At 59.5% G+C, this 24,552-nt stretch carries 24 protein-coding genes; 9 read left to right on the top strand and 15 right to left on the bottom strand.

Features of this window, described 5'->3' with window-relative positions; genetic code table 11:
* Positions 1 to 22 precede the first annotated feature (22 nt).
* Positions 23 to 229 carry a hypothetical protein gene (locus tag C6366_RS12775; RefSeq protein WP_107738469.1) on the bottom strand — a complete coding sequence of 69 codons (207 nt, stop codon included), beginning with the start codon at positions 227 to 229 and terminating at the stop codon, positions 23 to 25.
* A 421-nt stretch (positions 230 to 650) separates the two neighbouring features.
* Positions 651 to 1,199 (bottom strand): hypothetical protein, encoded by a 549-nt coding sequence (locus C6366_RS19330; protein ID WP_146164849.1) that lies wholly within the window; start codon positions 1,197 to 1,199, stop codon positions 651 to 653.
* A gap of 1,545 nt (positions 1,200 to 2,744) precedes the next feature.
* On the opposite strand from C6366_RS19330, the gene C6366_RS19645 reads away from it, so the two are divergent.
* The 3 genes from C6366_RS19645 to C6366_RS12755 are packed head-to-tail and all read left to right on the top strand — an operon-like array spanning position 2,745 to position 5,075.
* A complete protein-coding gene (locus tag C6366_RS19645) occupies positions 2,745 to 3,338 on the top strand; it encodes a phage integrase N-terminal SAM-like domain-containing protein (RefSeq protein WP_158269774.1) in 594 nt (197 codons plus the stop codon).
* Positions 3,339 to 3,355: 17 nt separating this feature from the next.
* Complete coding sequence (locus tag C6366_RS12760; RefSeq protein WP_107738463.1) at positions 3,356 to 4,033, top strand: phosphoadenosine phosphosulfate reductase family protein; 678 nt, start codon at positions 3,356 to 3,358, stop codon at positions 4,031 to 4,033.
* A gap of 10 nt (positions 4,034 to 4,043) precedes the next feature.
* The gene (locus C6366_RS12755; RefSeq protein WP_107738461.1) at positions 4,044 to 5,075 is read left to right on the top strand and encodes a glycosyltransferase; all 1,032 of its coding nucleotides are present in this window, start codon (positions 4,044 to 4,046) and stop codon (positions 5,073 to 5,075) included.
* 160 nt (positions 5,076 to 5,235) lie between these two features.
* Here the strand turns inward: C6366_RS12755 and C6366_RS12750 are convergent, their stop codons facing one another.
* The 3 genes from C6366_RS12750 to C6366_RS12740 are packed head-to-tail and all read right to left on the bottom strand — an operon-like array spanning position 5,236 to position 8,115.
* A complete protein-coding gene (locus C6366_RS12750) occupies positions 5,236 to 5,796 on the bottom strand; it encodes a 3D domain-containing protein (RefSeq protein WP_107738459.1) in 561 nt (186 codons plus the stop codon).
* Between the two features lie 48 nt (positions 5,797 to 5,844).
* On the bottom strand, positions 5,845 to 7,497 hold the full coding sequence (locus C6366_RS12745; RefSeq protein WP_107738457.1) for an AMP-binding protein: 1,653 nt from the start codon (positions 7,495 to 7,497) through the stop codon (positions 5,845 to 5,847).
* A gap of 48 nt (positions 7,498 to 7,545) precedes the next feature.
* Positions 7,546 to 8,115: a helix-turn-helix domain-containing protein gene (locus tag C6366_RS12740; protein WP_107738455.1), complete on the bottom strand. Its 570-nt coding sequence runs from the start codon at positions 8,113 to 8,115 to the stop codon at positions 7,546 to 7,548.
* A 173-nt stretch (positions 8,116 to 8,288) separates the two neighbouring features.
* On the opposite strand from C6366_RS12740, the gene cbiE reads away from it, so the two are divergent.
* The 3 genes from cbiE to C6366_RS12725 are packed head-to-tail and all read left to right on the top strand — an operon-like array spanning position 8,289 to position 11,389.
* Complete coding sequence (gene cbiE, locus C6366_RS12735) at positions 8,289 to 9,608, top strand: precorrin-6y C5,15-methyltransferase (decarboxylating) subunit CbiE (protein ID WP_107738453.1); 1,320 nt, start codon at positions 8,289 to 8,291, stop codon at positions 9,606 to 9,608.
* On the top strand, positions 9,605 to 10,393 hold the full coding sequence (cobM, locus tag C6366_RS12730; protein WP_107738451.1) for a precorrin-4 C(11)-methyltransferase: 789 nt from the start codon (positions 9,605 to 9,607) through the stop codon (positions 10,391 to 10,393). The genes cbiE and cobM overlap by 4 nt, the downstream gene beginning before the upstream one ends.
* Before the next feature lie 9 nt (positions 10,394 to 10,402).
* A complete protein-coding gene (locus tag C6366_RS12725) occupies positions 10,403 to 11,389 on the top strand; it encodes a GDP-L-fucose synthase (RefSeq protein WP_107738449.1) in 987 nt (328 codons plus the stop codon).
* A gap of 345 nt (positions 11,390 to 11,734) precedes the next feature.
* On the opposite strand, the gene C6366_RS12720 is transcribed toward C6366_RS12725, so the two are convergent.
* The 3 genes from C6366_RS12720 to C6366_RS12710 form a co-directional block, all read right to left on the bottom strand.
* Positions 11,735 to 12,406: a TIGR04211 family SH3 domain-containing protein gene (locus C6366_RS12720; protein ID WP_158269773.1), complete on the bottom strand. Its 672-nt coding sequence runs from the start codon at positions 12,404 to 12,406 to the stop codon at positions 11,735 to 11,737.
* 402 nt (positions 12,407 to 12,808) lie between these two features.
* Positions 12,809 to 13,057, bottom strand: coding sequence for a hypothetical protein (locus C6366_RS12715; RefSeq protein ID WP_107738445.1), 249 nt, complete (start codon positions 13,055 to 13,057; stop codon positions 12,809 to 12,811).
* 298 nt (positions 13,058 to 13,355) lie between these two features.
* Complete coding sequence (locus tag C6366_RS12710; protein ID WP_146164848.1) at positions 13,356 to 13,589, bottom strand: hypothetical protein; 234 nt, start codon at positions 13,587 to 13,589, stop codon at positions 13,356 to 13,358.
* A 466-nt stretch (positions 13,590 to 14,055) separates the two neighbouring features.
* Between C6366_RS12710 and C6366_RS12705 the strand changes: the two genes are divergently transcribed.
* Genes C6366_RS12705 through C6366_RS12695 form a run of 3 tightly spaced genes read left to right on the top strand, consistent with a single transcriptional unit; the run spans position 14,056 to position 17,464 of the window.
* Positions 14,056 to 15,489 (top strand): HAMP domain-containing sensor histidine kinase, encoded by a 1,434-nt coding sequence (locus C6366_RS12705; RefSeq protein WP_158269772.1) that lies wholly within the window; start codon positions 14,056 to 14,058, stop codon positions 15,487 to 15,489.
* 5 nt (positions 15,490 to 15,494) lie between these two features.
* Positions 15,495 to 16,100: a hypothetical protein gene (locus C6366_RS12700; RefSeq protein ID WP_107738439.1), complete on the top strand. Its 606-nt coding sequence runs from the start codon at positions 15,495 to 15,497 to the stop codon at positions 16,098 to 16,100.
* Complete coding sequence (locus C6366_RS12695; RefSeq protein ID WP_107738437.1) at positions 16,097 to 17,464, top strand: sigma-54 dependent transcriptional regulator; 1,368 nt, start codon at positions 16,097 to 16,099, stop codon at positions 17,462 to 17,464. The genes C6366_RS12700 and C6366_RS12695 overlap by 4 nt, the downstream gene beginning before the upstream one ends.
* A gap of 134 nt (positions 17,465 to 17,598) precedes the next feature.
* Here C6366_RS12695 and minE read toward each other — a convergent pair whose 3' ends face one another.
* From minE to C6366_RS12655, 7 genes are all read right to left on the bottom strand, one after another.
* Positions 17,599 to 17,853, bottom strand: a complete 255-nt coding sequence (gene minE, locus C6366_RS12690; RefSeq protein ID WP_107738435.1) for a cell division topological specificity factor MinE — start codon at positions 17,851 to 17,853, stop codon at positions 17,599 to 17,601.
* A 1-nt stretch (position 17,854) separates the two neighbouring features.
* Positions 17,855 to 18,661 (bottom strand): septum site-determining protein MinD, encoded by an 807-nt coding sequence (gene minD, locus C6366_RS12685; RefSeq protein WP_107738433.1) that lies wholly within the window; start codon positions 18,659 to 18,661, stop codon positions 17,855 to 17,857.
* 66 nt (positions 18,662 to 18,727) lie between these two features.
* Complete coding sequence (gene minC / locus C6366_RS12680) at positions 18,728 to 19,411, bottom strand: septum site-determining protein MinC (protein ID WP_107738431.1); 684 nt, start codon at positions 19,409 to 19,411, stop codon at positions 18,728 to 18,730.
* Between the two features lie 334 nt (positions 19,412 to 19,745).
* Entirely contained in the window at positions 19,746 to 20,525 is a 780-nt protein-coding gene (gene larB / locus C6366_RS12670; RefSeq protein ID WP_306460433.1) for a nickel pincer cofactor biosynthesis protein LarB, read from the bottom strand.
* A gap of 61 nt (positions 20,526 to 20,586) precedes the next feature.
* Entirely contained in the window at positions 20,587 to 22,203 is a 1,617-nt protein-coding gene (locus C6366_RS12665) for an amidohydrolase (protein WP_107738425.1), read from the bottom strand.
* An 18-nt stretch (positions 22,204 to 22,221) separates the two neighbouring features.
* Entirely contained in the window at positions 22,222 to 23,328 is a 1,107-nt protein-coding gene (locus C6366_RS12660; RefSeq protein ID WP_107738423.1) for a proline racemase family protein, read from the bottom strand.
* The gene (locus C6366_RS12655; RefSeq protein ID WP_107738421.1) at positions 23,325 to 24,440 is read right to left on the bottom strand and encodes an ABC transporter ATP-binding protein; all 1,116 of its coding nucleotides are present in this window, start codon (positions 24,438 to 24,440) and stop codon (positions 23,325 to 23,327) included. Before C6366_RS12655 ends, C6366_RS12660 begins: the two co-directional genes overlap by 4 nt.
* Positions 24,441 to 24,552: the final 112 nt, after the last annotated feature.

Here is a 24,552-nt window from a genome sequence, read left to right as displayed (position 1 = left end):
AGGCAACACTTGCTTCCGCCCCTTACCTCCTGCCTACAGCCTCTTGGATACGTACAACGAGCATGCCGATCACAATCACGGCAGAAAAGACGGCTAACAGCGCGCCGAAGCCCGCAATAAACCAGTTCCACCATCCCCGGCGAAATTCCAGCGGCCAGTTCCGGTCGAGATTCTCCAGCAGGTAATAGATGACAATTTCATCACCCGTACGCGGTGGATTTTGATGCATTTCAATGTCGATCGTTCTTCGAGGGGGGCCTGTCTCTGTGGCAAACAGGTAAGTCACTTCATGCCAGTTGCGTTTTTGCTACTGACCGGGGGCTGTACTGCGTGCCACCGAACGAATTACTTCTCCACCAGTGGCAACCCCGCGCTGCTACTGGTCAAAGCGGCGAACATACATACTGCAATCACGGACACGATTTTACCGAACATCTTCACATCTCCTTTTTTTGCCCCAACGGGCCGAAGCCGGTCCAACCGGTTGTTCTCGACGCGGCTTCCGCGGCGAGGGCAACCGGATGGACGCAGTCAGCCCCGGCCCGTTCCCGCGCCGCTTGCGGCGCGTCGTTCTCCAACGCTTTGTTTGAACGATGGATTGAAACGACCTTGCAGGTCGTGTCAATCCTTATGGGTTAGACGCAGCTTGGTCACTTCGCCAAGACACTCGTCAACAGGTTAGAATTGCTCTGCAGCGCCTCTTGCAAGCAGATGAGGTTGACCCACAACGGCACTGACAACTGTTTATTACAAAGCAATTTTGCTATCGACGACAAAAGTTGTTCAACGTTGCAGGCTGGATACGCAAGTTGAACAAATTCGGGTGCATCAACCTCGTCGGTATTTGCCTGGAGTCTAGAGAAGGGTGCTTCTATCTTCGATACTCCGACAAATTCCGGCTTACCACCACGACGTACCCATCGAAAATGGCCAAGAATCTCTGTTCGGATTGCAATGCCCCTTAACGCCGACTTAAGGGGATGGGATTCCTCGCGAAATTCCCTCTCCATTGCACTCGATATGAGCGTTTTCAACGAAGCGCTGCGTGATAGGCGAGACCAGTCTTGCCAATCGCACGAACCACTGCCCGTGGGAGCCAGGAGATCCCTGGACTGTTGGGCACCACCAGACTGGCGCCACAGGACGAGCTGGCCGTCGCTGGTTAGTACGACCGTACTTATTCCGATGTGGTTGCCCATATGGGACTCACAGAGTCGCTTAAGCAAGCATCGACCGTCGTTTTCCAAGAAAGTTGGGAAGTGCTGCGAGCCTCGGTAAAGGATCTGTGGATGAGCTCCGCGAGACTCCAAAACGCAGTTTACAAGCTCGTTCGTAAGGAATGAATGAAAATAGGTTCCACGATATATTGTGATAGGCCCACGGGAAAACAAGTCAGTTGCGATAGACACCTTTGCCTCATTCATGAAACGCTGAGGAGGATCTGCGCGCCATGACTGCCTGTACTTGCATCGCAGAGCGTCTTCCAAGACCTTGGAGTTACGCCGCAGTGTTTCCACCAGCGGTTTGAGAACGTCCCGATTCTCATGGAGCAGGTAATCTTCCGTGCGCAGAAACGCGTCCAACTTAGGCGAACGCACGACGTACTCGTTCGAGCGTCCCGGGACTGGCACGACCTCGTATCCCTCGGCAAGATAGTCGTCGCTGAGTGCTAGAGAGGAAAAGAGTTCAGGTGCCTGGTCATCTGGCTTTAGGCTCACGTCCGGGGACGTTACCCATCGAACGAACACAGACAAAACGTCTTTTCCGAGGCCGAAGAAACCTATGATTACTGCTATCCATGCAGCAGAGCCCAAATCGCAGAACCACAGTACCAGTCCACCAAGGAAGACGGAAAAGGAGGCGACGACGACAAGAATGTTCGGGGGTGACAACGTACATACGATGAAAACATTCACGTCCGCCCAGCTACGCAAGCGGTCCGTCATTTGTGCAAAGGTGCCCACAACTCCAACCTTTCTGCGTCTAACGTGCCGGTCCAGCCGGTTGTTCTCGACGCGGCTTCCGCGGGGACGCAGTAAGCCCCGGCACGTTCCGGCGACGCGAAAGCGTCGCGGGAACAGTGTTATTATGCGGAACTCACAAAATTCCGCCCCCCCCAATTCCCGGCCTCAACACCTGCTAACTTAACAAGCACTTTTCGAAAAAAATCCACAATCAGCGTATCATTTCGAGACATTAAGACACCACTGACAGATCCTTCTTGACTCCGAGATCAGCTATATGCTTTGTATAGAGGTCAGCTTTATGCGGCAGTCATATGTTCACCTAAAATGCGGGATATAAAGCTGACCTCGGAGGAAATGATGGATAGAACCGTGATCATTTTTGACGACTGGGAGAAGGTCTTGAAGGCCAGTGTCCCTCCGGATCGTTATCACGCATATCGAGAAGCCATCGTCAAATTCCGGTACTGGCTTTGGGAAACCGACAAAATTGCTGACGCTGAAACATTTAAACGACATTTGGAATGGAGGCAATCATATCTGGACCCTGATCGTTTCCCGATCCGTCGAGAGGCGTTGCGCTGGCATTTCCTGGAGGGGCGCAAGCGCATGACGGAGAAAAGGGCGTCATCGTCTGAGATAACGGAAGCTGGTGTCGGTGATCATGTTCCGAGATCAAGCCACGCGCCCAACAAAGAAACAAACCCGCCCCAACCGCCCATTTCAGAGAAACACCCAGCAGGAGCCGCTCGAAAGGTCGGCGACTATCGCGTTTACTCCATGAATGACGTGCCCACGGACGGCACCCGGACTCTTGGCAGGCCGGAGTGGGAGCAGGCCTTGGTCCGACGAATACGAGAGAAGAACCTGACCGGGAACAGCGAGAAGACATATCGGTCATGGTGCAGGCGGTTCATGGCCTCCATCGGTGACAAGCCCCTTGCTGATCTGGATCACCATAATGCCGACTTGGCGGTCAAGGAGCGGGTGGCGGTCGCGACCCAGGCCCAGGCGTTGAATGCCGTGGTTTTCTTTTTCCCTGAAGCCCTGCTACGTGATCCTGGGGATTTCAGCGATTTTTCGCGAGCGCGGCGAAAGCGGAAAGTGCCCACGGTCCTGTCGCAAGGCGAATGCAAACGACTTTTCGATGCCATGGGCGGAACCTATCGTTTGATGGCTGAGCTGGTGTACGCGGCGGGATTGCGGTTGACCGAGTTGTTGCGGCTGCGGGTGAAAGACGTAAATTTGGAACGCCTCCAGCTTTCCATGCAAGTCGGCAAGGGGAGCAAGAGCAGATACACGATGATTCCTCCGCGGCCCGGCCGGAATATGCTCCCGGCCATCCGGCCCAGGGCTTTACAGCGTAATGAATGAAACCACGATGAAACACCATGCTGCATGAAATAATACTCCACTCTCGGCGCATCCTCGAACAGGTTCTGGCCGCACATGGTCCTGAACAGACAGCCGTGGCCTGGACCGGAGGCAAAGACTCCACCGTGGTGCTCTGGCTGTGGCGCTCCTTGCTCCGAGAGCGGGGCATGGCTCCCTGTCGGGCCGTGAACCTGGATACCGGGCTCAAGTTCCCCGAGGTTCTGGAATTGCGCGACCAGGTGGCCCGGGAATGGGAAATAGACCTGCATGTGCAACGCCCGTATATCTCCCTGGACGACTACCCCGTGGCCCAGAACAAGCTGGCCTGCTGCCGCGACCTGAAGATTCTTCCCTTGCAACAGGCCGTCGGCGACCTCCACCTATCCGCCCTGCTCACCGGGCTGCGCCGGGACGAGTCGCCCAGCCGATGCGACCGCCAGCCCGTGGAGCCTCGCGAATCCCCGGATCATCTCCAGGTCAACCCGATCCTGGACTGGACGGAAATGGACATCTGGGCCTGCATCATGGAACAAGGGCTGCCCTATTGCACGCTCTACGCCCAAGGCTACCGCTCCCTGGGCTGCATGCCCTGCACCGTCGCGCCGGATCAGGCCGCGGGCGGCGGGGAGCGCTCCGGCAGGGATCAGGACAAGGAACGCCAACTGGAAACCCTGCGCAGTCTGGGATACTTTTGAGGCACAAAGCATGCGCATCTTGAGCGTTGGGGGAACGGACTTCGTCCAGGCTTGGAAAAACATGGGGCACCATGTCCTGAGCATGGGCAAGGGGGCCGGTCATGACGTGCCCCTTGAGCATCTCATCGGTCCGCGGGAACTGTGGGAGATTCTTTCGGCCCGGGATTTCCGGCCGGAACTGACCGTCTGGGTGGACCGGTGTCGACCGCTGGAGGTCTTTGGCCTGGAGCGGCTGCCGGGGGTGGTGGTCGGGTACTCCATCGACCAGTACTGCAACCCCTGGCACGTGCCCTACAGCTGGGCCTTTGACCTGTTCCTGGTGGCCCAGAAGGACTATCTGAAGCTGTTTTGGGATCCACGGGCCTGGCGGGAATGCCGCTGGTTTCCGCTCTACTGCCGTCTGGACATGGACCGGGATCCCGGCATGGAGCGGGACATTCCGGTCAGTTTCGTGGGCACGCTGAATCCGCCGCTGAACCCGGACCGAGGGCCGTTTTTACGCAGGTTCCGCCAAGCCTGCCCTACCATTGTCCAGCAGGGCGCGTACGCGCCGATCTTCGGGCGCAGTCGGATCGTGATCAACCAGAGCGTGGTGGGCGAGTTGAATTTTCGGCTGTTCCAGGCCGCGGCCTGCGGAGCGGCGGTGCTCACCGAGGATGTGGAAAACGGTCTGCGGGAGGCGTTCGTACCTGGCGAGGAAATCCTGGTCTATCCCCGCAACGATGCCTCAGCCGCGACCCGCATCGCTCAAGAGGCCCTGGCCGATCCGGAACGGCTGGGCGAAATCGCCCTGCGCGGCAAGCGTCGGGTGCAGCGGGATCACAGTGCCACGGTCCGAGCCCGGGAAATTATCCGGCTGGCCGAGGATCTCCAGGCTTCCGGAGCCGGGAGCCGACGCAAAAACGGGATGAGGGTGGTCCGCGAACACCTGCTCAAGACCTATGCCTCCCTGGCCACGGACAAGGAAATCCCTTTACCCCCGGAACACCGCCGTTTTTATGCCGAAGTGGCACGGGATGCCTGCCTGGAGACATTCGGATAACCGAATAGTCCGTTGAAAAACCCCCAATTGCTGCGTCGCTGCAAAAAACTCAAACTCTCACGCATCAATAAATACGCTTCGAAATTGAGCTTTTCTTGTTCCTTGCACTTGGAGGTTTTTGAACGGACTATCGGCACACAGCCCCTTCGGGATTGACCCGTCATTCCCGATTCCAATTGAACACGGCCGTGATATCGAAGTCGCCGTCGTAATGCTCCGGGAGCAGGGGCTCGATCAGGGTCACGAAGACGTCCAGGATCACGCCGATGTCCCGGGCTTCCTCGACGTCGGCCACCAGGACGTCGATGGACTTCGAGTACCTGGGATTCATCAAGTCCCCGACGAACCGCACGCCGAAGCCTTCCACGTAGACCCGTTTGCCCAGCCAGCCCCGCAGGTCGTGGGAAACCGCCACCGTCCATCCGGGTCTTGGGGTCTGCATGATCGCGGTGTTTTCCACGTCTTCATTGGTTTCCTCGGGCCTGGCCGTGTAGGCAGTCAGGCGCAGCCGGTGGGTGTTGGCCTCGCGGTAGCGGTCCAGCATCAGCTTGAGGATCGTGATCTTGTCCTGGGCCTTGAGCAGCTTCAACTGATGCTCGGCGCTCACCAGGCTCTCTTCGGCTGAAGGCGGCACCATGTCCTGGACACGTGCGCCTGACTGAACCAGGAGGTAAACGTTCGTCAGGGCCAGGATGAGAATGATCGGGAGCGAAAAACGCATGGGATGGTCTGTGGCGTCGCGAGGCGTAGACCGGGCCGCCTCCTCCGGTCAGCGCATGGCCTCGGGAAACAGCTTGGCCGCGGTTTCGCGCAGTTTGTATTTCTGGATCTTGCCGCTGGCGGTCATGGGGTAGGACTGCACGAAGGCGATGTATCTCGGCGTCTTGTAGCGAGCGATCTTCCCCCGGCAGAAGTCCCTGACCTCTTCCGGCGTAAGCGTCACGCCGGGCTTGGGAACGATGAACGCGCCCACCTCCTCCCCGTACTTGCGGCTGGCCACGCCCACCACCTGGACGTCGGAAATTCCCTCCATGGTGTACAGAAATTCCTCGATCTCCCGCGGATAAACGTTCTCCCCGCCCCGGATGATCATGTCCTTGATCCGTCCGGTGATGGCCAGGTAGCCGTCCTCGTCCATCACGCCCAGGTCCCCGGAATGCAGCCAGCCGTCCGCGTCGATGGTCTGGGCCGTGGCCTCGGGCATGTTGTAGTAGCCCTTCATCACGTTGTAGCCCCGGCAGCAGACCTCGCCCTGGACGCCCGGCGGCACGGGCTGGTTGGTTTCCGGGTCCACCACCCGGACCTCGATGGCCGGCATGGCCCGACCCACCGTGGCCACCCGGCGGTTGACGTCGTCGTCCACCCGGGTCTGGGTCATCACCGGCGAGGTCTCGGTCAGGCCGTAGCAGATGGTGATGTCGCGCATGTACATCTTTTCCATGACCTGGCGCATCACCCGCACCGGACAGGGCGAACCGGCCATGATTCCGGTGCGCAGGGAGCTGAAGTCGAACTTGGGAAAGAGGCGGTGCTCCAGCACGGCGATGAACATGGTCGGCACGCCGTAGAGGGCCGTGCAGCGCTCCTGCTCCACCGAGGCCATCACATGCACCGGGTTGAACCCTTCCAGGATGACCAGGGTGCTGCCGTGGCTGACCGCGGCCAGCACGCCCAGCACGCAACCGAAGCAGTGAAACAGGGGCACGGGCAGGCAGATCCGGTCCTTGTGGGTGAAAAGCTGGTTCTCGCCGATCCAGAAGCCGTTGTTGGCGATGTTGTAGTGGGTGAGCATCACCCCTTTGGGGAAGCCGGTGGTCCCGGAGGTGTACTGCATGTTCACCACGTCGTGGGGATCCAGCGTGGCCTGTCTGGCCAGATAGTCGGCCTGGGAAACCATGTGCCCCAGGGCCAGCAGTTCAGGAATGGAGTACATGCCCCGGTGTTTTTCCGGCCCCAGAAAAAAGACCCGCTTCAAGTGCGGAAAACGTTTGCTGCGCAGGTGCCCCCGGGCGTCGACGCGCAGTTCGGGGACCAGTTCGTTGACCGTGGCCACGTAGTCCGTATCCCGGAATCCGTCGATCAGAAAGATGTTCTCCGCCTCGGACTGCTCCAGGAGATAGGCCAGTTCGTTGGATTTGTAGTTGGTGTTCACGGTCAGGAGCACCGCGCCGATCTTGGCCGTGGCGAACTGCAGCGCCACCCAGTAAGGCACGTTGGTGGCCCAGACCGCCACTTTCTCCCCTTTTTGCACCCCCAGGTGCATCAGGCCCTTGGCCAGTTGATCCACCACCTCCCCGAACTCCTGGTAGGTGAGGCGAAAGTTGCGGTCCACGTAGACCACGGCGTCATTGTCCGGATAGTCCCTGACGGCCTCGTCCAGAAGTCGGCCCAGGGTGATTTCTCGAAGAATTGGCTTGTCCACGAATGCTCCCCAGATGGACGTTTGTTGAGCAACTACCTGTTCGGAACGTTACTCAGGGATGTACAATACCGCGTAGATCTCCGCCGGTTCCGGGCCCACCGCTCCCACGTGATGCGGAATCGCGGAGTTGTAGTAGACCGAGTCTCCGGCCTTGAGTCGCTGGGTCTCCCGGCCGTAGCGCAGCTCGATCTCTCCGGATACGACGACGATGAATTCCTCGCCCTCATGGGCGGAAAGGCTTTTTTCCCGGGCCGGGTCGGGGAGCACCTGGATGAAGAAGGGCTCCATGTGCCTGTCGGTCTTGCCCAGGCCCAAGGGGAAGAAGCGCAGGGCCAGCGGACCGCCGTGGTCCTTGTGCATGTTCAGCCCGGCCTGGCGTTCTTCGAGGCGCACGATCAGCGGATCGCGGCTGACCTGATCGTCCAGAAAGGTGCCCAGCCGCACGCCCAGGCCCCGGGCGACCTTCAGCAACGGGCCGAGGGAGGGGACATCCCCGGAGTCTTCCATGCGGGAGATGAATTCCGGAGCCAAACCAGTGCGCTCGGCCAACTGCTCCCGGTTGATTTCCCGCTCCTCCCGCAAGTTGCGGATTCTGACGCCGACGTTTTCTTTGCTCATGTTCCGAACCTTTGGTAAGCATGACCGCCGAGGCGGTCCGGTTGAACACCTATTTCGCCTTGCCGTGAAGGATTCCTGACAAACGGTCCTTCGGCCCGGCAAGACGTTCTCCAGCCGTCAAGAAAGGTTGTCATATTCAGCATCCAGCCCTCGCGCAACCCCAGGCCCGAACCATGTCCATCCATCATGTCCAGCCGATCCGCCATCCCATCGACGTCGTCGGACTGGGACAAGGGCCGCGGCATGGCCATGCGGAACTGGAACGCTTGATCCAGGAGGCGGACATGCTGGCCGCCGGGGAACGCATCCAGGCGGACTTCCCGAATTTCCGGGGCGAACGAGTCGTGCTCAAGGCTCCCCTAGCCTCGCCGCTGGAACGATTGGACCAGGCCTGGGAAGCCGGACGCCGCGTGGTGGTGCTGGTGGGCGGGGACCCCTGTTTTTACGGAATCGGCCCGCTGCTGGTCCGCCGTCTGGGGCGCGAAAACGTTCGGCTGCATCCCGGAACCACCACGCTCCAGGCAGCCGCCGCGCTGCTGGGCATCGCTTGGCAGAACGTCCCGGCGGTCTCCCTGCACGGTCGGGATCGAACCGCGTCGTTATTCGCGGCCCTGGGCCGCAACCATCGGGTGGCCGTGTATACGGACGAGCGGCATGCCCCGGCGGTCCTGGCCGGGATGCTTATGGAGCGCGGGGCGGACAACTTCCGGATGTGGGTTTTCGAGGACTTGGGGCTGCCCAGCCAGAATTGGGGAGCGTACTCCTTGGAACAGGCCGCCGGACGGGCCTTTTCTCCGTTGAACCTCGTCCTCCTGGAACGAGTCCGAGAGCCGGAAATCACCCTGACCCTGGGAATGGCCGTAGAGGATTACGTTCACGAGCGCGGCCTGATCACCAAACCGACGATTCGGGCCGCGGCCCTGGCGGCCCTGGCCCTGGAGCCGGATCATCTGCTCTGGGATCTGGGGGCCGGGTGCGGTTCCGTGGGCATCGAAGCCGGCCTGCTCCTGCCCAGGGGCGGCGTGGTGGCCGTGGAGCGGGAGGAGCGCCGCGTCGCGATGATCCGGGAGAACGTCCGGCGAACCAACGCCTTCTGGGTCCAGGTGGTCCACGGCCAGATGCCCGACTGTCTGGAAACGTTGCCCCACCCGGATCGGATCTTTCTCGGCGGCGGCCTCGGAAGCAGTTTAGGATGCAGCCCCCAAAACAGCCCACGAAGCAGCCCACGAAACATGCAGGGCCGCGATCCGGGTGATGTTTCGAAGGATATTTTGGAATCAGCCTGGGACAGGCTCAAGCCCGGCGGCAAGCTGGTGGCCGCGACCGTGCTTCTGGGAAGCATGCACCGGGCCAAAACACTTCTGGAGCACCACGGCCTTGGTCTGGAAATCGTCCAGGTCCAGGCCGGGCACGGCGCTCCCCTGGCCGACGACGTGCGCATCAGCGCCCAAAACCCCGTCTTCCTGCTCAGCAGTCGCAAGCCCATGCCATGAGTTCAACGCCTTCTTCCAACGTCTCCTTCGTCGGCGCGGGTCCTGGAGACCCGGAACTGCTTACTCTCAAGGCCCAACGGCTGATCCGGGAGGCGGACCTGATCATCTACGCCGGGTCCCTGGTCCCGGTGGCCATGCTGGAAGGGGCCGGGTTCGAATGCCGAATCGTGGACTCCTCCGGACTGACCCTGGACCAGACCCATGAACTGATCCGGAACGCGGTCCGCTCGGGTCATCGAGTGGTCCGGCTGCACACCGGCGATCCCGGCCTGTACGGCGCGGTGCGCGAACAGGCCCGCCTCCTGGACGCGGAGGGGATTTCCTATGCCGTGGTCCCGGGCGTGACCGCGGCCATGGCCGCGGCGGCGGCGGCCAACGTATCCTTCACCATTCCCAAGATTTGCCAGACCCTGATCCTGACCCGCCTGGACGGCCGGACCAGAGTCCCCGAACTGGAACAACTGCGGGGACTGGCCGTTCACCAGGCGGCCCTGGCCGTCTACCTCAGCGGCCCAAGCCACCAAAAGCTGGCCCGGGAACTGCTTGACGGCGGCTACCCCCCGGACACCACGATCATCGCCGCCCACCGCGTCGGCTGGCCCGAGGAAGACATCCAGCGCCTGACCCTGGACAAGCTGGCCAAGACCGAGGCAAAACCTCTCTGGGAACGCCAGACCATCTTCCTCGTCCTTCCCAGCCAGGAACTGGCCACCACCTCCAGGCTTTACGCCCCGGAGTTCGAACATGGGTTTCGAAAAAACGAAGAGAACCAAACTCTGCAATAACACATCGCCATGCAAAACGACGCAAAAATCTACGTAGCCGGCCATCGCGGCCTGGTAGGTTCGGCTCTGGTTCGGACTTTGGAGGCCAAGGGGTGTCGGAACGTTCTCCAGCGGACCAGCGCGGAACTGGATCTGACCGAGCAGGGGGCCGTGCGCCGGTTTTTCGAGCAAGAACGTCCGGACTACGTCTTCCTGGCAGCGGCCAAGGTGGGTGGAATTTTGGCCAACAATACCTATCCGGCTCAGTTCATCCACGTCAATCTGGCCATCCAGACCAACGTGATCCACGAGGCGTGGCGAAGCGGAGTGCGTCGGCTGATCTTTCTGGGATCGTCTTGCATCTTTCCCAGGGACTGCCCCCAGCCCATGAAGGAGGAGTACCTGCTCACCGGCCCCCTGGAGCCCACCAACCGGCCCTACGCCGTGGCCAAGATCGCGGGCATCGAGATGTGCTGGGCCTATAACCGGGAGTACGGGACGCGCTATCTGGCCGTGATGCCCACCAACCTCTACGGCCCCAACGACAACTACGACCTGGCCGGCAGCCACGTCATCCCGGCGATGATCCGCAAGTTCCATGAAGCCAAAATCTCCGGCGCGCCGCACGTCACGCTCTGGGGCACGGGCTCGCCGCGCCGTGAGTTTCTGCACGTGGACGACCTGGCCTTGGCCTGTGTGTTCCTGATGGGCTTGCCCGAGGCGGGCTATGCCGGACTGCTGAGGGAGGATGTCGCGCCGCTGCTGAACATCGGCTCCGGCGAGGACCAGACCATCCGCGAACTGGCGGAAATAGTCCGCGAGACCGTCGGGTACGAAGGGGAGATCGCCTGGGACACGGACAAACCGGACGGCACTCCGCGCAAGCTGCTGGACGTCTCCCGAATACGGGGCTTGGGTTGGGAGCCCACCTTCGGTTTGCAAGAGGGCTTGGTAGCAACCTATCGGGATTTCCTTTCCAGCCAGCAGTTATCGCCTTCCGCGAATGACGCTGATTGAGCTGGCCTGAAACAGTCTCTGGGCGAAATTTCGCGCAAAAAGTCGAAGTCGGCATCCCGACCTGGAATAGAGTCTCCCCTTATCTGAGTGTTGAAAAAGGCCTATGTCGGCAGTCCGTTCAAAAACCCCAAGTGCAAGGAGCAAGAAAAGCTACCGGACACGTCCTGTGTCCGGCCCTCACGGGCTGTGGCTTCGCCACATTTTCGATTTGGCGTCCTGGCAATCGAATCAAGGTCGAAGCGTCTTTATTGATACGTGAGAGTTTGAACTTTTCACGGCGACGCAACAATTGGGAGTTTTTCAGCGGACTATTATATCTCCCTGCCTTTTGAGGGACGGCCGGGATCAGTATTGCAGGCCAGAACGGCGTTTTCGTTGCATCCGACCGCTCAAGAAGCCGAATAACCAAGCCGTGAAAACGATTCCGCCACCGAGTAGAAACCAGCGGAGACGCTCGGATGCCCGGAGTTCTTCGTTATCGGAGCTGAGCTTTCGAACCCTGACTTGCGCCTGTTCCAATTGCGCCATAGTGGTGTCATGGCGCTCACGAAGTTCCACGACATGGGCGGCTTCCGAGAGCAACGTCGTGTGTTCCCGCTCCAAGACATCATGATTCCTGATTGATTCAGAAAGGGCGCTCTCCAGTTGATGCTTTGCCGCCTCCAACTCGGCGATCCGGCCCACAGCTCCGCCGGATGCCTCTCGAAGGTCTGCATGTTCTTGCCGGAGTTGTTCCAGTTGCAACCGCGCAGGCAGTTCTGTTGTGGTGAAGCGCAGCAGTACCCACCCAATGCTCCCATCCGCATCCCGCACACGCAGCCATCCATCACTCTCTTCCAGGACGGTCAGCAAGGCTCCGGAGGGCAGCATCTTTACGATCCGATGGTCAGTGGATGGACCGGTACGTTGAGTAATCTGCTGTAGTTCCGCGACGTATGCCGATCTGGCAAACAGATCGTCTACGTTCAGTAAGATCGAGAAAAATAGAAGAGGGGCCATCCGTGAAAGCATCGTCATGTATATTTTTAGCTCCATCAGGGTTTGTTTGTACGGAGATTTTGCAGCCCCCCCTCTAGTTGCGTTTTCATGGTCAGCGCTTGTCGGAAAGTAGATCTTCTCCAGGATGCTTTTTTTTTGTTCGTGAGAGCGAATGGATTGCGATGATCATGCACGCAATGAAGACAAGACTCATGCCAATGAAATTATGAAAAATCATTCATTTTCTCCAAAATGAGTATTCGCCCTACCACGGTTTTTTATCCTGCCGCGGAAAAACATACCCGCTGCTTGGCGGAATGTTCCTGGTCTGATTGATACTAAGGAACCATATCCAAAATTATGACGACTAATCGGGCGAAGTGACACACTAAAAAGGAGAGAAGCCGTGCCCGTTCGAAAATTACCATACAGAATCAATATTCAAGCCATATTTGTGAACATGTACCAGACGTCCTCACACAGCCAGTCCATTGTCGCCCGCGAATCATAGATCCCTAGAAAATTTTTCGGATGGGTCTTGAGCAGCCGGGCATATTTTTTGGTTTCCGCACCGACAACCTGGAGGTCCGTGCCGCTGAATAGAAAAACAGCTTTCGGTTGTCGCGTACTGTGAATTTTTTCAATGCATGCGGAGGCCACATCTTCCGCGGAACAGGATTTTTTTTTCATAATCGACATTCCTTCAAAGATAAAATTCAGTATTCATCTGCATTATCTCGTTGCGCAACCATGAGAGATCATTTCCGCGGAAGGCATTAAATTCTTCTCGCTCGGAGGCAGGAGGCCACCGCAGATTATCGCCGACCCTCGAATTACCTTATTCCCACGCGAGCCAATTTCAGGGCCCCTGCACTGATTGGGATGGGCATGTACCCACCTCTGGAAGGTGAGGGCGACTTTTGCGGCAACCTCCTGCTATGGCACATGGCCCCGGAAACGAAAATACCTTTCGGGACCAGCCTTCCCGTTACTGAGTCAAAGGCACGCGAAACACTTCCTCACCAACCTGCACATCGACATGCTCGCTCGACACATCGACGAGAGTGCCTGAACGGGTTTCACCTGGGCACTCTTCTTCCGTGATCACAATGTTCATGCTTCCCTCATGAATGCAAACAATCATATCCTGCCCTTTTTCGAACGTTCCCGCGACCAGTGCAAAGGGAACCATAAAAACGAAGCCCAAAACGATTCCAGTCATAAAACCTCTCATACAACCTCCATTTCATTAGGCCACATCCTGACGACGTGACAGTTCGGATTATAACTCCAGTCCCCAATGACCGGAGACAATCTCGACAAAGCAAACCGCGTGCCATACATAGACCATTGAATTTAATGGTTTTTCATGTTAAGCCCCTAGGCCTTGTCGTGCGATTTCGGTACTCTGGTTTCATTTTTTGCACACCCTTCCCTGATTGAAAGTCGGAACAACAAGTGATCCGTGTCTGACAGGAGGCAGAGGCTAGAGAATTGGAAAATCACTATGTCTGGAAGTCTCCCTAAAGCTGGAGCAAAGCTATCCGTCTTTTCCTCCATGCCCTTTTTGATATGGGGTTGGCGATGCCGTGGGGGGCCATTGCATCGCGCGGTTGTGATCCGTGAAGTGGCCTGTCATGATAGAGACGGGACGAAGGCCACGGAGCAACGCTGGAGTGGGAGGAATAATGGGCAGGGAATCGATTCCGTTGCGCATCGGGGTAACGACGAAACTCCTGGTTTGGAGTCTCGCTTTGATTACGATCTTTTACATCATAACCTTTTCCCTTTTTTGGGGCATCAAGGATGTCGTCTCCACGTCGGGACGGATCGTCAGTGAAGATTTCGCCAGGGTCGCAAAATCCGATCAGGTCATGGGTACTCTCTTGAGTTATCTTGAAAATCTTCGGAAGTACGAGATTTTGGGCCGGGAGGAATATCTTTCGGCCTCTTGGGATCACCTGGAAACCCTTCGTTTCCTGGTGGGCGGGTTCGTCATCCAAGGTGACCCTTCTCCAGGAATATCCTTCCTGCAGGCGGACCTTGCAAAATATCTCCACAATGGGGATCATGCCGAACTTCCCGGTGAAGAACGTACTGAGCGGTGGATCACCCTGATTTCGATGGATCGGCTGAATCTTTTTGAACGGATCAATGTGAGCGTTCAGGAGATTTACGCCAGAGGGGCGGCCGCATACCGTTGGGGTCTCGTGGGGCTCGCGGCGGCGACTTTTTTGGGTGTAGCAGCGAGCCTGGGAATTGCCCTGCATTTGAATCGCTCACTACGGGAAATCCGTCTGGGCATCAGCAGAATGGCCAATGATGAGGAATTCCAGCCGATCCGGACAAATTCCTCTGATGAATTGGGGGAGTTGGCTGGAGCCTTCAACGAAATGGCCGAACGTCTTGAGGTGGAAGCCCGGATGCGCGCCGAGTTCATATCCATGCTCAGTCACGAAATCCGTACGCCGTTGACAAGCATCCGGGAGGCCGTCAGTCTCGTCCAGGACGGGGTTCTGGGGACGGTAGATCAACGCCAGTCAGCCTACCTGGATATTGCGCAAAAAGAGGCTCGCAGGCTTTCCGATCTGCTTGCGAAATTGATGCAGATATCCAACCTGGGTTCAAAGCGGATCGACCTCTCCGTGCAAGCCCTGTCCCTCCTGGATCTGGTTCGCGAAGCCATCCAGCGTATCCAACCCATTGCCGTGAAGAAGTCCATCATCGTCGAAGCGCCTCGCCTGCAGGAATTTGTATGGGTTTTGGCCGACAAGGAACATATCCAGCAAGTGCTCTTCAACCTACTGGGAAATGCCCTGAAATTCGCCCCGTGTGGCTCATTGGTTACGATCAACATCACGGTGCTGGAGGCATCCAGTATGGTGAAAACCTGTGTCATGGACCAAGGCCCGGGAATCCCCCCGGGAGAACGAAAGTATGTTTTTCAACGTTTCTACCGTGGAGAAAACGTCCAAAAAATTTCCGATGGAGCCGGGCTGGGCTTGAGTATTTCCCGGCGGATCATCGAGGCGCACTCAGGAGAGATATGGTTGGAGAATACATCATCAACCGGAAGCGCGTTCTGTTTCACGCTCCCTCTGGTCACGGACCATCAGGCGTAAGGCGCATGCGACGACCGTTTCGAACAATTGCTTTCGTCCTGACGGTTTTACTGATCACGACGCTCTTGGGCTGTTCCCCCAGGGGGACGCCGTGGAGGCTGGGCGGGGACCTGTTTCACCCTGCGTTGGGCGAACTCGACTGGAGCCTTGGCCACGATCGGCTGGCACGGGCGTTGAGCGCCTACCAGCGTGAGGACTATGTCGAGGCGCGGTCGCTGTTCCTCAGGGCTGCCCTGGAGACGGACAAGGTGGACATTTTGGACAGGGCGATGTTGGGAGCCGTTCTTTCCGGCTTGCTGTCCGCTGAGGACGTGGACGCGATTGAACGGCATTTGCGCGATTTTGATCATCTCGCTTTGAGACTCGGGGCTGGAGACGTGCCCCTGAACCCGGATCTGATGCGCCCCGTGCTCCAGGTTGCCTTGGAATTCCATGCTGCGCGACAGGATAGCCGAGTGCTGCGAACGGAATTCGAGGTGAAGTCCAAACAGGTCGCGGCGTTACGGGAAGAAGTCACTCTGCTGCGGAGCCAGGTCGAGGAACTCGAGGCCTTGTTTCAGTTTTTGGAGCAACAGAAACGTCAACTCTCCGTGCCTGGAGTCGTCAATTGAGCCAAGTTGAAAATCTCGTTGAAAATTGCATCCTGGTGGTGGATGACGACCCGAACATTCTCCACCTCCTGGAGACACGGCTGGCTTCCGCCGGTTTTTTCGTCCTGACCGCCCAGGACGGTAAGGACGCCTTGGCGCAATTGCACGACCAAGCCGTTGATCTGGTGCTTTCCGACATCCGGATGCCCGGACTGAACGGCCAGGAGCTGTTGAAAGAAGTTCGGAAGGGATGGCCCGGATTGCCGGTTATTTTGCTGACGGCCTATGGACGCATCCCCGAAGCCGTGGCGTCCGTCCAACAGGGGGCGGCCGACTATTTAACCAAGCCGTTCGATGGGCGGGAGCTCGTTGCCAAGGTCAAAGAGGTGCTCGCCGGAAGGCCGAACACCCGAACGACGAGCCTCGCCCCTTCCGACATGGGGGATATCGGGCTGGTAACCGGGCAAAGCCCGGCCATGGCCAAGTTGCTGACGTTGATCAAGCGTGTTGCCCCAAGTGACGTCACCGTGCTCATTGAGGGAGAATCCGGAACAGGCAAGGAACTTGTTGCCCGGTTGCTGCATCGATTGAGCAGACGGGCAAAAGGGCCGCTGGTGGTGGTTGATTGCGGATCAACGCAATCGACGTTGCTGGAAAGTGAACTTTTCGGCCACATCAAAGGCGCCTTCACCCATGCCCTACAGGAGAAGCAGGGCCTGATCCAGGCGGCGAACGGAGGGACACTGTTTCTGGATGAAATCGGCAATATTTCCACGGAAATGCAGACACGACTGCTGCGGTTCCTGCAGGAAAAGACCGTTCGCAGGCTTGGCGATGTGCATACCACCACGGTCAATTGCCGGGTTGTCGCGGCCACCAATGCCGATTTGGCGGCCATGGTCGGACAAGGGATGTTCCGCGAGGACCTATACTATCGCCTAAAGGTCGTTCGTGCGCACGTCCCGCCGTTGCGGGATCGGCGGGAGGATATCCCTGCTCTGGCGAATTTTTTTCTGAAATCATTCTGTGAACAGTCCAACATGCCGTGCCCCGGCCTTTCGGAGGCCGCCCTGCTTCGCCTGGAGAAACATTCATGGCCGGGGAATGTCCGGGAGTTACGCCATGTACTGGAGGTGTCCGCCCTTTTGTCGGACAATCCGGTACTCACCGCCGAGAATCTGCTCCTAGAGCCATCCGCGCAGCAGCCTGACGCCTCGGTGCTTTCCCTGGACGAAAGCGAGCGCAACGCGATTGTTCGTGCTCTTAAGCATGTGAACTGGGTGCAAAAGGATGCCGCCAGCCTTCTGGGCATCAGCCGAAGGGCGATACATTACAAGGTGCGGAAATACGGGATTGATATCCCCAAGCGGGGAGAAAAATCCTGAGTCGCCAGCAATGGTTCGGAGGCTGGCAAGAGGAGGGCGGCCGTCAGCGAGCAAGATACAAAAGGCCGCAATCGCTGACAAAAACAGATGTCCTGATCAGACACATGGCGTGCATGCCCAAATGGGCCACTGGGCTATGATTTGCTGTCCGGCAGAGTGACGTTGAATTCCAATACTTCGCAGTCCCCGTCGCGATTCACGTCCACATTGATGTGTTCCAGCTCCACATGGACGTATTTCTGGACCACGAGCAGGATTTCCTGGCGCAGTCTGGGCAGGAAGTCGTAGCCCGAGTTCTGGGCGCGTTCATGGGCGACAATGATTTGCAGGCGGTTCTTGGCGACCTGGGCCGTGGACTTCTTTGGCCGAAAATAGCTGAAAATACCCATCTCAGCCCCCCAATAACCGCGAAAAGAATCCCTTCTTGACCGGCTGGATGAAACGGTGAGCGACGTCTTCCCCGATCAGCCTGGATACCGCGTCGGCATAAGCCTGTCCGGCGTCGCTGACTTCGTCCAGGATAACGGGTTCACCGGAGTTGGAGGCGGTCAGAACGGACTTGGATTCCGGGATGACCCCGAGCAGGGGAATGGCCAGGATTTCCTGAACGTCCTCGACGCTGAGCATATCCCCTCGTTGAACGCGCTCGGGGTCGTACCGGGTCAGCAGGAGGTGTTCCTTGATCATTTCACCGTTCTTGGCCTTGACGGTCTTGCTTTGCAGCAGCCCCAGAATACGGTCTGAATCACGCACCGAGGAAACTTCGGGGTTGGTGACCACGACGGCTTCGTCCGCGAAGTGCATGGCCATCAAGGCGCCGTGTTCGATTCCGGCCGGGGAGTCGCAGATGATGAAGTCGAAACGCAAATTCAGGTCCTCCAGAACCTTGGCCACCCCGTCCTGGTGCAGGGCTTCCTTGTCCTTGGTCTGGGAGGCCGGCAGAATATAAAGGTTCTCCACGCGTTTGTCGCGGATCAAGGCTTGGTTCAGCGTGGCGTCGCCCTGGATGACGTTCACGAAGTCGTAAACCACCCGCCGCTCGCAGCCCATGATCAGGTCCAGGTTGCGCAGTCCGACGTCGAAATCCAGGACGGCGGTTTGAAAACCACGCCGTGCCAGGCCGGTGGCCAGCGACGCGCTGGAGGTGGTTTTCCCGACTCCTCCCTTGCCGGAAGTGACAACAATTACTTTTCCCACGGTTCCTCCTGATCATGAACGCTGTTCAGGGTGTTGAATGTGTTTCGAGTATTGGCGGTGGCCGGATCAGATCGCCTCGACCAGCAGTTGATGACCGTCCAGCCTGACCTGGACCTGCCGCCCGAGCATGTCCCCGGGCAGGTCTTCGCTGACTTGATAGAATCCAGCCACGGAAATCAAATCCGCGCGCAATTCCTTGCAAAAGATGCGCGCGTTTTCATTGCCCATCACACCGGCCAGTGCTCGGCCGCGCAACGGGGCGTAGATATGTACGTTGCCGTCGGCGATGACTTCGGCACCCGGACCGACTGGTGCCAAGACGATCAGGTCGCGGCCCTTGGCATAGACTTGCTGTCCGGACCGGACCGGTTTTTCCACCAGCATGGCCTGCTTCTCCTGGGACGGACAGGCGGGTTGTTCCGTCGGCACTGGCGAAGAGGCTTGCTTCCCGGTGGGGAAAATCCCCAAGTACAAGGTTGGGGCAAGGCGCTCCTGATATTCGTTTCCGCCCTGGATTCCCACGGGCGTCAGCCCCTTTTCGCGCAAGGTCCGGACCAGGGCCTGCAAATTGATGCTTTCGCGCAACTCCCCCAGCCCGCTCAGGTCCACGATGACGGCCATGTTGCGGAAGAACTCCGGTGTCTGGCTCAGGCGGCTGTCCACGTCGGCGGTCAGTTCTTCCAGGTTTGGCGTCAAGGGACGAAACAGGGTGCAAGGGGCGACTTTGCCCCGGATCTCAAAAGCCGACATCGAATGGTTTCCGGCGCTTTCCGGACAGGATGCCCGGCCGGCGTGACGATGGGTGGAGGGGGAACGAGTCGTGCTGGGCCATGACGGCAAGGTTTACAGCGGGATGCGCTTGAAGACAAGCCCAGAGGGATTCGGCCCAAGGCAGATTTGTTTTTGATCCTCGCCCGCTATCTGGATCGGCATCGAAATCGTAATCAAACGCCATGTCCAAGAAGATGGCGTCATCACGGGGTGATGCACGGGATTTTCCGATTTCGATTTCGATCGCGATTTTGATTTTGATGAGAACAGAGTACCAGAACAGAGGTCCGTGGATAAAAAAGCACCTCGCCAATCACGAACCGAATTCGAACTGGGCCAGGACTTTCGCGGCCATGCAGGCCGCCCCGTATCCGTTGTCGATGTTCAGGACGGCGATGCCCGGGGCGCAGGAGTTGAGCATGGCCATCAACGCGGCCAGCCCCTGGAAGCTTGCCCCGTATCCCACGGAGGTGGGCACGGCGAGGATCGGCTTTCCGGTCAGTCCGGCCAGAACGCTGGGCAGGGCCCCCTCCATGCCGGCAACCACGATCAGCAGTTTGGCCTGAAACAGGGCCTCCATATGCGGTTGCAGGCGATGCAGCCCGGCCACGCCCACGTCGCTGATCAATCCCGTGTCCAGCCCGAGGAACGCGGCAGTGCCGAAGGCCTCCAGGGCCACGGGCAGATCCGCGGCCCCGGCGCAGGCCACGATCACCGCGCCCTGCTTCGCCCAGGGCTCGTTCACGGGGAGTTCCGCGCCCAGACTGAAAAGTCGGGCCCGGGGCCAGTACGTGCCCTGTGGGTAGGCCGCGTACAGCGCTTCGGACTGTTCCCGGTTCACCCTGGTGGCCAGAACCGGCTGCCCGGAAGCGGCCAGCCCCCCCACGGCCCTGACCATCTGTTCGGGATACTTTCCCTGACCGAAAACCGTTTCTCCGTGCCCCGTGCGCAGGGCCCGATGGGTATCCAGGTTCACGCCGCACCCGACCTCCAAAAAAGGCGTGAAGCACAAGCGGTCCAGGGCCTTGTCCGGCGTGGTCCGTCCTTGGGCCACATCGTCCAGCAGGCGACGCATCTCGTTTGCTCTCATCATGATCCTCTCGCATTCACCTCGCCGGGCGTCTTCATCAGCGAGATCGGCCGGAGAGGGAGCATTATTCGTGGACGATCCGGCCGTTGAAGACGGTCATGACCACCGGAGTGGCGGCGATGTCGGCGGGGTCGCAAGTATAGATGTCCCGTTCCAGGATCACAAGGTCCGCGGCGGCGCCGGGCTTGATCGCGCCGTGTCGGTGGGCGAGGTTGTAGGCCCGGGCCGGGGAGCTGGTGTAGGCGGCCACGGCCTGGTCCAGGCTGATTTTCTGCTCCGAATGCCAGCCGCCTTCGGGCGTCCCGTCGGGCCGGGCCCGGGTTACGGCGGCCTGAATGCCCACCAGCGGGTTGGGATCGCAGACCGGGCAATCCGAGCTGAACAGGAGGCACAGCCCGGCGTCCAGCATGGAGCGGAAGGCGTAGGCGTGGCGGCCGACGTCTCCGGCGCACTGGTTGATCATGTTGATGTCCAGGATCATGTTCGGCGGCTGGGCCGTGACCGGCATGTTCAGGGCCGCCAGGCGGCGGATGTCCTCCTCCCGGAGCACTTGGACATGCTCGATGCGGTGTTCCAGGGCCAGGGGCATGGCCGAGGGGGGGCGGCGGCGCTGGACTTCCTCGAAAACGCCCACCAGTTCATGCCCGGCCCGGTCCCCGATGGCGTGGACCATCACGGCCAGTCCGGCCTCTTCGGCCAGCAGGACTTCCTGGAGCATTTCCTCGGGCTGGATCAGGCACAGCCCGGTATTTCCGGTGTCCAGGTACGGTTCCAGCATCCAGGCCGTCCGGGCGCCCATGCCGCCGTCCATGAAATATTTCAGGTGGCCCAGACGCAAATACGCATCCCCCAGCCCGGTACGCAGGCCGATTTCCGCGGCCGCGGCCCGGTTTTCGCCAGGCAGGCTGGTCCAGCAGCGCAGGCGCAGCCGCTCCTCCTGGCGCAGAGCCTGCCAGACCCGGAAGGTCAACGCGGATTCAGAGATGTTTCCGGCCAGACGCACGTCATGCACCCCGGTGATGCCCAGGGCGTGCAGCCCGGCCTGGGCCCGGTCCATGATCTCCCGCGTGTGGGCGAAGGTCGGTTCAGGGATGGCCCGTTTGACGCAGTTCACGGCCTCCTCGCGCAGAATGCCGGTCAGGCGGCCCTGCTGGTCCCGCTCGATCAGACCCGAATGCTGGTCCGCCACAACCTCGTCCACCCCGGCCAGTTCCAGGGCCTTGGAACTGGCCACGGCCAGATGCAGGTCGCAGCGCCAGATCAGCACGGGCCGATCCGGACAGGCCTGGTCCAGATCCCAGCGCAGCGGCAGACGGTTTTCCGACCAGTCGGACTCATTAAAGCCCTGTCCCTGGATCCAGTAGCTCTCCCCGGGCCGCTCGGCCAACTCCCGCAGAAGTTCCATGCACTGGCCGAAGCTCCGGGCTTGGTCCAGGCCCGCGCCCTGTCGGCCCATGGCCCACTGGTAGTAATGAAAATGGGAATCCCAGAAACCGGGCAGCACCAGCCGCCCTTCCAGGTCGATCCGACGGGCCTTGGCAAAGGCCGGTTCGGGATGTCTCCGGTCCGGAGAAACGGAAGCAATTCGCCCGGCATGCAGGGCCACGGAGCCAGCCCAGGGCATGGCCGGGTCCATGGTCCGTATCCGAGCGTTTTCCAGGATCAGGTCAGGTTGGGTCATTGGTCCTCACAGGGGTTCTCACAAGAGGTACCCCTCGGGAAAGGGGTCGTTGGGATCCAGGACGAATTCGTGCAGCCCGGTGAGGTGCGAGCTGCCGGTGAAGCGCACGGTGACCGCGGGATAATCCCCCACCGTTGTCTGTTCATGGACACGCGCCGTGAACGTTGTCCGCAACGGTCCGGAGTTCACGTACTCCGTGTCGTCCGTGAGCAGTCCCTTGTGGCGCAGCAGGGTCAGCTTGGCCGTGGTCCCGGTGCCGCAGGGCGAGCGGTCCAGGTGGCTTTCGCCGTAGACCACGAAACCGTGCCCTTCGCATCGTCCAGTGTGCCGGTAAAACTCGGTCACGTCCACGGTGGCCACGTCCGGGCGCAGGGGGTGATGGACGCGGACCTGCTCGTTGGCCAGGTGGATGATCTCCATGCCCAGGTCGATGATTTGTCGCGAAGAGGCCGTGTCGATCTCCAACCCCGGCTGATCCAGATCCACCATGGCGAAAAAGCCGCCGACGCAGACCAGATCGACGCGCAGCCACTCTAGGCCGAAGAGCCGGGGCGGGACGTCCAGGTAGACGTTTTCGGCAAATACAAAGGCTGGGACCGAGGTCAGGGTCACGCTGGACACGCGGGACGTGTCCGCTGGATCCAGGCGGGCTTCCACGGGTAGGGGACCTGAGGGCGTGTCCACGACAAGGGTCAGGATGAACGGGTCTTCGGAGGACGGCTGAATCCGAGTGTCGTTCGGGCCGCGGCCTGGATCAAGCAGTCCCAGTTCCAGCATGGAGGTCACCGCGCCGATGGTGGCGTGGCCGCAAAGGTGGGGATAGCGGCAGGCGTCCATGTAGATCAGGCCGAAGGCCGCGCCCGGCGAGACCGGCTCGGTCAGGGCCGCGGCCACCATGTCCCGGTGGCCGCGCGGCTCACGGGTCAGGCGCAACCGGATGGGGTCCAGGTTCTGCTGGAACCAGCACCGCTTTTCGGTCATGGACGGCCCAGGGATGAGCCCGATTCCTGAGACAATCAGGCGCGTGGCCTCGCCGCCGGTATGGGAATCCACGGTCTGGACGCGGCGAGGGTGCCTGGTGAAAAAGGCGCGGGAGACGTCCTCGGCTCGCAAGGATGCGTTCATGAACCGAGAGAAGCGGGAGACGCGGGGAGCAGGCCGCAGTGGTCCGGAGGAATGTGCACGTCCACCTTGCGGCCGATTTTCATGGGCTGCTGGTCGCCCAGGGTGACCACATGCAACTCCAGACCGTTCTTCAGTTCCACGAAGTAACTGACCTCGCCGCCCATGTAGCTGCGGTCCTTGATCTTCCCGGAAAAGTGGTTCGGCTGGTCCATGGCCTCGTCCTCCCCGGCCGGAACGATGTTCGGCTTCTGGGCCCGGATCACCAGTTCCACCCGGCTCTGGTCGGTCCAATCGCGACCGTTCTTGACCAGAAAGAGCGTCCCGTCGTCCAGGCGTACTTTATACAAGCCGTCTTCCCGGCCCAAAACCGTGGCCGGGAAAAAGGTGGACGTGCCCAGAAAATCGGCCACGGTCCGGTTCACCGGATGGTTGTAGACCTCTTCCGGCGGACCTTCCTGCTGCAAGACCCCGTCGTGCATGACCACGATCTTGTCCGACATGCTCAGGGCCTCACGTTGGTCATGGGTCACGAAAATGGTGGTTACGCCGATCATCTGCTGCAAATTGTCGATCTCGCGGCGCATTTCCTCGCGCAAATTCTCGTCCAGGGCGGAGAGGGGCTCGTCCATCAGCAGGACGTCCGGCTCGATGACAATGGCCCTGGCCAAGGCGATGCGCTGCTGCTGACCGCCGGAGAGCTGGGCCGGATGGCGATTTTCCACGTCCGGCAGGCGGACCAGTTCCAGGGCCTGACGGACCTTCTCCCGGATCTCGTCCTTGGGTACGCTTCGATACTTCAGGCCAAAGGCCACGTTGTCGAAAATGGTCTTGTGCGGAAACAGGGCGTAGTTCTGGAAAATCATGCCCAGGTTGCGCTTGTGGATGGGCACCTCATTGACCCGTCGGCCCTTGATGAAGATGTCCCCGCTGGTGGGATGCTCCAACCCGGCGATCATCCGCAAAATCGTGGTCTTACCGCACCCCGAAGGCCCGAGCAGAGTCACCAGGGAGCCTTGTTCGATATTCAGATCAATGGGTTTCACGGCCTTAACTTTGCCGAAATATTTGGTAAGACCTTTGAGTTGAACAGCGTATTCTGGGGTGGTCGTCACGGTGGTCGCCTGTTTGGGTTGTGGTTAGATGGAGGTGTCTGGTTGGAATAAGGGGCGAACCCGCGGGTTCGCCCCTACTGACAGTTTTCAATTCGGAAACGAGCAGTTTTTT

The organism is Desulfonatronum sp. SC1, from assembly GCF_003046795.1.
In the GTDB taxonomy this organism is placed as follows: domain Bacteria; phylum Desulfobacterota; class Desulfovibrionia; order Desulfovibrionales; family Desulfonatronaceae; genus Desulfonatronum.
Note: the sequence above shows the minus strand (reverse complement) of the source record. Positions and strands in the feature narration are given on the sequence as shown.